9 protein-coding genes are annotated in these 9,794 nt (G+C 67.4%); 5 read left to right on the top strand and 4 right to left on the bottom strand.

Annotated elements, in window-relative coordinates:
- The first annotated feature begins 177 nt into the window (after positions 1-177).
- Positions 178-2,697, top strand: a complete 2,520-nt coding sequence (locus tag QN357_RS05850) for a putative bifunctional diguanylate cyclase/phosphodiesterase (protein ID WP_323504668.1) — start codon at positions 178-180, stop codon at positions 2,695-2,697.
- 37 nt (positions 2,698-2,734) lie between these two features.
- Here QN357_RS05850 and QN357_RS05845 read toward each other — a convergent pair whose 3' ends face one another.
- Positions 2,735-3,724 carry an aldo/keto reductase gene (locus tag QN357_RS05845; protein WP_322188807.1) on the bottom strand — a complete coding sequence of 330 codons (990 nt, stop codon included), beginning with the start codon at positions 3,722-3,724 and terminating at the stop codon, positions 2,735-2,737.
- Between the two features lie 186 nt (positions 3,725-3,910).
- Between QN357_RS05845 and QN357_RS05840 the strand changes: the two genes are divergently transcribed.
- Both QN357_RS05840 and QN357_RS05835 read left to right on the top strand, forming a co-directional pair.
- Positions 3,911-5,032, top strand: coding sequence for a hypothetical protein (locus QN357_RS05840; RefSeq protein ID WP_134558329.1), 1,122 nt, complete (start codon positions 3,911-3,913; stop codon positions 5,030-5,032).
- Between the two features lie 70 nt (positions 5,033-5,102).
- Positions 5,103-5,744, top strand: a complete 642-nt coding sequence (locus QN357_RS05835; protein ID WP_134449138.1) for an NADPH-dependent F420 reductase — start codon at positions 5,103-5,105, stop codon at positions 5,742-5,744.
- A 13-nt stretch (positions 5,745-5,757) separates the two neighbouring features.
- Here the strand turns inward: QN357_RS05835 and QN357_RS05830 are convergent, their stop codons facing one another.
- The 3 genes from QN357_RS05830 to QN357_RS05820 are packed head-to-tail and all read right to left on the bottom strand — an operon-like array spanning position 5,758 to position 8,386.
- The gene (locus QN357_RS05830) at positions 5,758-6,726 is read right to left on the bottom strand and encodes an aldo/keto reductase (protein WP_323504667.1); all 969 of its coding nucleotides are present in this window, start codon (positions 6,724-6,726) and stop codon (positions 5,758-5,760) included.
- Between the two features lie 34 nt (positions 6,727-6,760).
- The gene (locus tag QN357_RS05825; RefSeq protein WP_323504666.1) at positions 6,761-7,648 is read right to left on the bottom strand and encodes a helix-turn-helix transcriptional regulator; all 888 of its coding nucleotides are present in this window, start codon (positions 7,646-7,648) and stop codon (positions 6,761-6,763) included.
- Positions 7,649-7,705: 57 nt separating this feature from the next.
- A complete protein-coding gene (locus tag QN357_RS05820) occupies positions 7,706-8,386 on the bottom strand; it encodes an SDR family NAD(P)-dependent oxidoreductase (RefSeq protein WP_134449141.1) in 681 nt (226 codons plus the stop codon).
- 85 nt (positions 8,387-8,471) lie between these two features.
- On the opposite strand from QN357_RS05820, the gene QN357_RS05815 reads away from it, so the two are divergent.
- The gene (locus QN357_RS05815; protein WP_134449142.1) at positions 8,472-9,299 is read left to right on the top strand and encodes a helix-turn-helix transcriptional regulator; all 828 of its coding nucleotides are present in this window, start codon (positions 8,472-8,474) and stop codon (positions 9,297-9,299) included.
- Between the two features lie 63 nt (positions 9,300-9,362).
- Positions 9,363-9,791: an NAD(+)--rifampin ADP-ribosyltransferase gene (gene arr, locus QN357_RS05810; protein WP_323504665.1), complete on the top strand. Its 429-nt coding sequence runs from the start codon at positions 9,363-9,365 to the stop codon at positions 9,789-9,791.
- Positions 9,792-9,794 lie beyond the last annotated feature (3 nt).

The raw sequence follows: 9,794 nt of genomic DNA, 5'->3' as shown, positions 1-9,794 counted from the left end.
CCCCCACACCTCCCCCTTCCTCGCGAAAGCGGGTGAGCCGTCGTTCTGAGCGCGGCAGAACGACGATTCACCCGCTCTCGCGGAGGCGAACCGGACTGCGTGCACGGCACCGCATCGGAAGCCAGTACTGTTCAAGTGTCGACCGGCACCAATGCCCGGCAGTTGGGGGGAGCGGTGGTGCGCGTCAGCCGTGACAGTCGGGTCGTTTCCGCCCTCGTCGCCCTGGTGACCCTCTTCTCCCTGGTCCGGTGGTACATGCTCGACCTGTCGGCCGGCGCAGCGTTGCCACACGACGTCATGAAGCCGACAACGATCGTTGGGCTCCTCGTTCTCGCGGTCGCCCTCGCCCTCGCCGACCGCCCGGCGGTCGCGACAGCGCTGGGCGCCGCCGCGACCGTCATCGGCGGACTGACCCTCGCCGAATACGTCTCGGGCGTTGGCCTGGGCGTCGACGTTCTCCTGCCGGGGCTCCGCCTCGGTGGCTCGCCACCAAGAATGGCGATCGGGACCGCACTCTCCCTCGTGCTCCTCGGACTCGCCTTCTGCCTCCGTGGCGTGGCGGGTGCCGCCGTCACCGCCGGCTTCGCCGTTCTCACCCTGTTGCTGGTGCTCCTGACGATCCTCAGCGCCGCTTACGGAGTATCGGCCGTGAGTGACCCCGGCCGGCCGCTGAACATCTCCACGCTCACCGTTCTCTGCGTGGGCGCGATCGCCGCGGCCATCCTGTACGAACGACCGGATATCGGGCTGGTCGGCCTGGTCCGCGACCGCCGGAGTGCGGGCCGGCTACTCCGAAGCGGTCTCCCCATTATCATTCTCGGTCCGTTCTTTCTTGGTTGGCTGCGCCTCTGGGCCCAGCGAGAAGGCTGGTTCGACGCCGAATTGGGCAACGCGCTGCTCGTCTCGTCCACCATCGGGCTCGTCCTCGGCGTCGCCTGGATCGCGGCCGGACGGCTCCGCGCGCTCGACATCCAACGGGACGGCGCTTTCGACGCCCTGGCCGTGGCCAATGCAACCCTGGAGAGCGCGGTGCACGACCGTACCCGCGAACTGGCCAGGACCGCCGAGCGACTGCACGCGCTCATCCGCATCGCGCCCGTCGGCATCGTGCAATTCGACGCCGGCGGCGGCGTCGTCACAACCAACGAGCAGTGGATGCGAATGACCGGACTGAGCGTCGAGGCGTCGCGGGGAGATGGCTGGGGCCGGAACATCCACGCCGACGACGCGGAGCGGGTGATCGACGCGTGGAGGACGACCGTCGCATCCGGTGCCGCCTTTGAATCGACGTTCCGGTTCCAGACCCTGACCGGTGAGGCGAAATGGGTGCAGGCGAGCGCCACCCGGATTCTCGACACGACCGGCGTCACCGGCTACCTGTTGAGCGTCACCGACGTCACGGCCGTGCGAGCGGCGGAGGCGCGTGTGGAGCACCTCGCCTTCCACGACCCCCTGACGGACCTGCCCAACCGCCTGCTCCTGCTCGACCGGCTCGACCAGGCACTCCTCTTCGCCGCCAGGGCGCACCGTGGAGTCGGCCTGCTCTTCATCGACCTCGACCGCTTCAAGGTCGTCAACGACAGCCTCGGCCACCACGCCGGCGACGCGGTCCTCGCCCAGATCGCGGTCCGGCTGCGCGCGGCGGTCCGGGCCTCTGACACGGTCGCCCGGATCGGCGGCGATGAATTCGTCGTGCTCTGTCCCGACATCGGCACGGGCGCGGAGGCACGCCGGATCGCAAAGGCGGTGCAAGCCGCGGTGTCCCTGCCCATTGAGATCGGCGACCAGACCGCAATGGTCGACACGAGCATCGGCATCGCCGTCAGCACGGGTACCGAGGACGCCGAGACGCTGCTCCGGCAGGCCGACCAGGCGATGTACCTGGCGAAGGACCAGGGTCGCGCCCGGTACGAGGTGTTCAACGACGACCTGCGCGGGCGCATCCGCCGGCGGGTCGACACGGAGATCGGGCTTCGCACTGCTGTCGGACGCAGTGAGATCGAGACCTGGTACCAGCCGATCGTCGACCTGCAGAACCCGCGGGTCGCGGCGGCCGAGGCCCTGGCGCGCTGGCGGCGACCGGAAATCGGCATTGTCGCGCCGGGCGATTTCATCGCGATCGCCGAGGAGACCGGGCTGATCAGGGACATCGGCCGCGCGGTGCTTCGGCAGGCGTGTTCTGCGGCCACTTCGCTCGATGCCGATCAAGCCGTCAGCGTCAATGTCTCCGCGCGGCAGTTCGTGCGCTCGGACTTCGGCACCGTCGTTCGCCGCGCCCTCCTCGAGACCGGGCTGGCGCCCGGCCAGCTCTGGCTAGAACTCACCGAGAGCGCCGTTATCGACGTCATGGATTCGGCGACCCGCACGTTCGACGAACTGCGCGATCTCGGCGTCCGCCTTGCGATCGACGACTTCGGAACCGGCTATTCCTCGTTCGCCCAGCTCCGTTCGCTGGAGGTCGATCTACTCAAGATCGACATGACCTTCATCGACAACCTTGTCTCCTCTGACCGCGACCAGGCGATCGTACGGGGAATCCTGCACCTGGCCGATTCCCTCGGACTCGACGTCGTCGCCGAGGGAATCGAGACCAGCGAACAGCTTGAGCTCCTCCGAGATATGGGCTGCCGCTACGGTCAGGGTTATCTCTTCGCGCGCCCGCAGCCGGACATTTCGGTCGCGGTCCTCGTCCACTGAGACGACCGAAGGACGGTGCCAGCGCCCGCGGGTGAGCTCAGTAGCGCTGGGGGGCCGGCGGTTCGTTGCCGAGGATCTCCTCGATCGCTGCGACCACTTCGGCGGTCAGAGCGGCCTTCGAGTCCAGGGCCGCGAGGTTGTCGGCCAGTTGTTCCTTCTTACTCGCCCCCAGGATCACCGTCGACACCCGCGGGTTGCGCAGGCACCAGAGCAGCGCCAGGTGCGTCAAGGGCAGCCCGGCATCCGAGGCGACGGTCGCCAGTCTGCGGACCTTCTCGAGCTTGGCCTTCCCGGCTTCGGATTCCCACTCCGCCCTGAGCCACTCGTAGCCCGGGAGGTTCATCCGGCTGTCCGAGGGAACCCCGTCGTTGTACTTGCCGGTGAGGACCCCGGAGGCCAGCGGCGACCAGATGGTCGTGCCGAGGCCGAAGGTGTCGTACAACGGCAGGAACTCGCTCTCCACCTTCTGGCGCGTGAACATGTTGTACTGCGGCTGTTCCATGGTCGGCGGCGTGATGTGCAGGGCCCGGGCGACGGCGTGGGCCTCGGTGATCTGCTGCGCACTCCACTCCGACGTTCCCCAGTACAGCACCTTGCCTTGCATGATGAGGTTGTGCATCGCCCAGACCGTCTCTTCGATCGGCGTATCGATGTCGGGACGGTGGCAGAAGTAGAGGTCGAGGTAGTCCACCCGCAGGCGCTTCAGCGCGGCATGGCAGGCTTCGGTCACGTGCTTGCGCGACAAGCCCCGCTGCGTGGGCTTCGATCCGCCCCAGAAGACCTTCGACGACACGGCGTAGGAATCACGGTCCCAGCCGAGCTTCTCCAGCGCGGCCCCCATCAGGGCCTCCGATGCACCTGCTTCATAGCCTTCGGCGTTGTCGAAGAAGTTGATCCCCGAGTCATAGGCGAGCGTCATCAACGCCAGCGCGTCGTCCTCGCGCACCTGCTTGCCGAACGTCACCCACGACCCGAGGGACACCTCGCTGACCTGCAGCCCGGACTTGCCCAAACGGCGATACTCCATGTTCAATCCCTCTCAGTCGCGACCGGCCCGAACCAGACATCCTGGCGATCGGACCTCACTGGAACACTACGGCCCGCAGCTGCACGGATGCGCCGCGCGGCCCTCCGGAGCCGGGGCTACACTGTCGTCGTCGCGGGGGACGCACGAGAAACCAGACAACGACTCTCCGGAAGGTACGGGCCAGACATGCTGCACACCGACATCCCCAATCCAACGTCGATCCGGCAGCTGGCGGCCGTGCGGGAACCGTTCTGCGTCTCGATCTATCTGCCCACGAGTCCGGTTCCGACCGAATCCGAACCGTCCCGGATCGAGCTCCGCAACCAGGTTGCGGCCGCAGCCCGGCAGCTCACCGAGGCCGGGGCGGGCCGGGCCGCCGTCGAAGAGCTCGAGGACGCGATCGCGGACCTCATCCAGGACCGTCAGTTCTGGTCCTACCTGTCGCGGTCGCTCGCGATCTTCCACTACTCGGGCCACCTGCAGACGTTTCGGGTGCCCAACGTGCTCCCCTCCGTGCTCGAGGTGGCCGATCGCCTGTACATCAAGCCCCTGCTCCGGGCGATCACCTTCCCGCAAACGGCGTTCGTGCTCGCCGTGTCGCAGAATGCGGCCCGGCTGGTCGAGGTCTCGCCGGACGCGGGAGCATACGTCGTCGACGTGCCCGGCCTGCCTGCTGACGCGGCGAGCGCCGTCGGTCTTCCGTCGATCAGCGGCCGATCACCGTCCGGGCGCATCCAGGGCTCAGAGGGGCAGAAGGTGCGCCTCGCCCAGTATTCCCGATCGGTGGATGCCGCGATCAGGCCACTCGTGACGGGTTCGGGCCTGCCACTCATTCTGGCCACCGCGGAACCGTTGAACAGCATCTTCCGCGGGGTCAGCGGGTATCCGCTCCTCGCCGCCCCGACCATCGAAGGAAACCCCGACGAACGGACTCCCGAGGAGCTCGCGGCCGTCGCGCGTCCCGTCCTGGACCGGCTCTATGCCGCCCAGCTCGGTGAACTCTCCGATCTGATCGAGGCCCGTTTCAACGAGGGCCGCGGCGCCACCGACCTCAGCGATATCGCCCGTGCCGCCACCTACGGCGCCATCGACACCCTCGTTGTCGACATCGACCGGAAGATCCCGGGGTACGTCGACGAGGAATCCGGTGCGATCACCTTCGACGACGTCGACGACGCCCACAACTACGGCGTCGTGGACGAGATCGCCCGCCGGGCCCTGCTCTCGGGCGCGCGGGTGCTCGCGGTCCGCGCCGACGACGTTCCCGGCGGAGGGCCGGCCGCGGCCATCACCCGATTCGCCGTGTGAACGATTTCGCCAGGCGCGTACTTTTCGCTGATGCGGGAACATTTTCCGCCCGGACCTCGTTGTCGCGATCATGACAACTATCGGAATCATCGGAGCAGGAAACATCGGCAGCCAGGTCGCCCGCAAGGCGATCGAGAGCGGCTACGACGTCGTGATCAGCAACTCTCGCGGCCCGGAGACCCTCGCGGACCTCGTGGCCGAACTCGGCCCGAAGGCGACGGCCGGAACCGCCGTCCAGGCGGCAGAGGCCGCAGACGTCGCCGTCGTGACCGTGCCGCTCAAGGCATACGCGGACGTGCCCGTCGAGCCACTCGCCGGCAAGATCGTGATCGACACCAACAACTACTACTTCGAACGCGACGGCCACATCGACGCCCTCGACAAGGGCGAGGCGACCGTCACCGGCATGCTGCAGGCGCACCTGCCCACGTCCCGGGTCGCGAAGGGCTTCAACCACATCATGGCCGTCGACATCACCGGAGACGCGCACCCCGCCGGCGACCCGGCGCGGCGCGCGCTCGCGACCTCGTCTGACTTCGCGGATGCCTCCGACTTCGTCACGAAGCTGTATGACGAATTCGGCTTCGACACCGTGAACATCGGCCCGCTCTCCGAGAGCTGGCGAGTCGAGCGCGACCGCCCGGCCTACGTGATCCGCCAGAACACCGCCGAGCTCGAGGCCAACCTCGCGAAGGCCCCGCGCACGGTCTGACCTTCGCACGGTCTCATCGTCGGCCTCGCAGCATCCGCCCTACCGCGAGAGCGTCGATCGCGTCGAGCACCTCGGTGGAAAGGATCACGTCCGCGGCGGGAAGCTGCGAAATGAGTTGCTCCATCGTGCGCGGGCCGATGATCGCCGAGGTGACTCCCGGGTGGTTGATCACGAATGCTATCGCCATCTGGATCAGTGTGAGACCGGCCTCGTCAGCGACCCGGGCGAGGGCGTCGACGACCTCGAGCTTCTGCTGGTTGGCGACGCTCGTCATATCGAAACGGGCGCTCGGGCGTGCCGCCGAGGTCGGGACGGGAGCGGCGTCCTTGCGCCACTTGCCGGAGAGCCACCCGCCGGCGAGTGGGCTGTACGTGAGGGTGCCCATGCCGTAGCGACGTGCCGTGGGAAGGACATCCTGCTCGATGCCGCGGACGAGGAGCGAATAGGGCGGCTGTTCGGTGACGAACCTGGCGAGGTTCCGGTCGCGTGCGGCCACCTGCGCCTCGACGATCTGGCTGCCGGAATACGACGACGAGCCGATATAACGGACCTTTCCCTGCCTGACCAGATCGGTCAGCGCGCCGAGCGTCTCTTCGACGTCCATCGCGGCGCTCGGGCGGTGCACCTGGTACAGGTCGAGGTAGTCGGTCCCGAGGCGGCGCAGTGAGCCTTCGACGGCCTGCATGATCCACTTCCGAGACCCGCCACTCTGGTTCGGGCCCTTCCCCATCGGCATGAAGAACTTGGTGGCGAGGACGACATCGTCACGACGTCCCGCGAGGGCCTTCCCGACGATCTCCTCTGATCCGCCTCCGGAGTAGACGTCGGCAGTGTCGACGAAGTTGATCCCGGCATCCAGGGCGTGGTGGATGACCCGGATCGAGTCGTCGACGTCCTGGTTGCCCCAGGCGCCGAACATCATCGTGCCGAGGCACAGGGGGCTCACTTCTACACCGGTGCGTCCCAAGAGGCGGTAGTCCATCTGGTTCTTCCTTTCGTTGGCGGGCTGGGGTTCCTCAGCCCGCGTGGTGCTCATCGATCGACAGGGCGCGAGATTCCCGCGCCTCTGTCGCAGCCCAGCTCGCCAGGAGGCCGAGGGCGTCTGCGGACTTCGTGCCCGGCTCGGCGCCGTACACGAGCAGGGTGAGCCCCTCGTCCGTCACAAGCTGCATGGCCTCGTAGGTGAGTTCGAGGTCGCCGACCACGGGGTGGTGGAGCCGTTTCTCCCCTGACGTGTGTTGGTAGACATCGTGGGCAGCCCAGCGGATGCGGAACTCCTCACTTCTCGTCGAGAGCTCCCCGATCAGGTCGGTCAGGCCCTTGTCATACGGGTTCTTGCCCGCTTCCGCCCGGAGCGTCGCGACCGTGCCGGAAGCGATCAGGTTCCAGTCGGGCCAGAAGTCGACCGCTCTCGGATCGAGGAACGCGAACCGCGCGGTGTTGGGGGGCGTCAGCGGGCCGTCGAAGACCGGCGCGTACAACGCGCGCCCCAGAGCGTTCGTCGCGAGGATGTCCATCCGCCCGTTACGCAGCCACGCCGGTGCGGCGATCGAATCCAGCAGCATGATGACACCGGGGCGAACCCGGCTGACGGCTGGTCGCCGCCGCGTACCGACAGAAGCATTGGCCGTCCGTGCCAGGTCGAACAGGTGAGCCCGCTCGGTTTCATCGAGCTGGAGAGCACGCACCAGGGCCTCGAGGACACTCTCGGAGACGCCGCCGAGGTTGCCGCGTTCGAGCCTGACGTAATAGTCCACACTCACCCCGGCGAGCATCGCGACCTCTTCGCGGCGGAGTCCGGCGACTCTCCTCTTCCCACCGAAGTCAGGCAGCCCGGCCTGTTCGGGCGTGATGCGTGCCCGCCGCGTCACCAGGAAGTCACGAATCTCGGTCTTGTTGTCCACGCCAAAACGGTACGTCACATCCCTCGAGGGTGGGAGGTCCTGCCAGTACCCGGAACGTCAGTAGGCGATGAGACCGTCACGGTCGCTGAACGTTCCGGTCGGACCGTCGTGACCGATCGTCGCCATCGCCACCGCAGCATCCGTGCCCTCGGTTACGGTCTGCGGGCCGCTGTGACCGTTGAGATCGGTGGACGTGTAGCCCGGATCGATCGTGTTCACCCGCATCGACGGCAGCATTTTGCTGTACTGCAGGGTGAGCATGATCACCGCGGCCTTGGACGTCATGTAGCCGAGGCCGGTGATCGTCGATTCGACGCGGGCGGGGTCTGTGACAAAACGCGGGAACCCGAGCCCACTGGCGACGTTGACGATCCGGGCGTTGCCGGACGCTCTGAGCAGCGGCAGGGCGGCCCGGGTGACGCGGACGATCGAGTACACGTTGGTGTCGAAGACCGCGGCCAGGTCGTCCGCACCGAATTCGTCGACTCCGGCGTGCGAGCCGACGATCCCGGCGTTGTTGATCAGAACGTCCAGCTCGGGTAGTGAGGCGATCGCGGATGCGACGGACTCGTCGTCCGTGACGTCCAGCTGCAGGACGTGGGCGCCGAGAGCAGCAGCATCCGTGCCGTTGGCCGTGTCGCGCATGCCGGCATAGACGGTGTGTCCGGCCCGGAGGAGGCGGCGGGCGGTTTCGAGTCCGAGGCCCTTGTTGGCACCGGTGATGAGTGTTGTTGTCATGATTCCAGCCTGCGGGCGTGCCCGCGACACTTGCTGGGATTGCCAGTACCACCCGCTGCCCAGCCGGGAAGGGCAGAGTGGAGCCATGCCAGAACTCGCTTCCCTGCTTCGCGCGTGGCGCGACCGGATCTCTCCCGTTGAGGCGGGTTTGCCGTCCGGTGGAGACCGACGCTCGCCCGGGCTGCGCCGCGAGGAGCTCGCGATGCTCGCCAACCTCAGCGTCGACTACGTCGTTCGTCTCGAGCAGGGCCGCGCCACGCATCCGTCACCGCAGGTGCTCGGGTCGCTCGCCCGCGCGCTTCGACTCACCAACGACGAACGGGACCACCTATTCCGCATCGGCGGGGTAGCGGTGCCGACGAAGACCATGGTCCCCCGGCACGTGACGCCGGGAGTTCGGCACATCGTCGACCGGCTCAGTGAAGTCCCCGTCGCGGTCTTCTCTGCCGCCTGGGATGCCCTGCTGGTCAACGACCTCTGGCTGACCTTGTTCGGTGAGGCTCCGGCGGCGGGACGCGGTTCCAACCTGCTCTGGAACCGGTTCGCCGGGGGCCCGTCGTTCGTCGAGCACAGCCCGGAGCACCTCGTTGAGTTCCATCGGGACCTCGTCGCCGATGTTCACGTGGCCTCGACCCGGTACCCGGACGACACCGCGCTCTCTGAACTCATCGCCGACCTGCGCGCGACCTCGGAGGAGTTCGAACGGTTATGGAGTTCGGCGACGTTCGGGGAACACCGCGAGTCCCGCAAGACCGTGCAGAACGCCCTCGTCGGCCCGATCACCTTCGATTGCGATGTCCTTGCGGCGCCCGGGAGTGACCTGAAGATCGTCGTGTACACGGTGGTTCCTGGCTCAACGGATGCTGCCAGGCTCGACCTCCTGCGGGTGAGCGCCATCCGGACGTTCGCCTGACCGCCCTGTTCTCGCACGGGGTCGGCCGGGTACGATCGTGAATCGACCTTTCAGGGAGTGCGCATGACAAACGAACCCACACCATTCGAAGTCCACGAATCGGGGGCCCTCTTTCACGGCACGAAAGCCGACCTGGCCGTGGGGGACCTGTTGGTGCCCGGGCGCGGGTCCAACTTCGAAGCGGGACGGACGACGAACTACGTCTACCTGACGGCGACCCTGGATGCCGCGACGTGGGGGGCCGAGCTCGCGGCCGGAGACGGCCGCGGCCGGATCTACATCGTCGAACCGACGGGTGCCCTCGAAGACGACCCCAACGTGACGGACAAGAAGTTCTCCGGGAACCCGACCCTGTCGTACCGCACCACGGAGCCGGTCACGATCGTCGGCGAACTCGAGGACTGGACAGGGCACTCCCCCGACCGGCTCCAGGCCATGCGCGACGGTCTCGCCGAACTCAAGCGCCAGGGTCTCGCGGTCATCTACGACTAGGAG

Origin of the sequence: Cryobacterium sp. RTC2.1 (assembly GCF_035018685.1) — a bacterium.
GTDB lineage: Bacteria > Actinomycetota > Actinomycetes > Actinomycetales > Microbacteriaceae > Cryobacterium > Cryobacterium glucosi.
The sequence above is the reverse complement of the archived record's forward strand: the minus strand, read 5'-3'. Positions and strand labels throughout refer to the sequence as shown.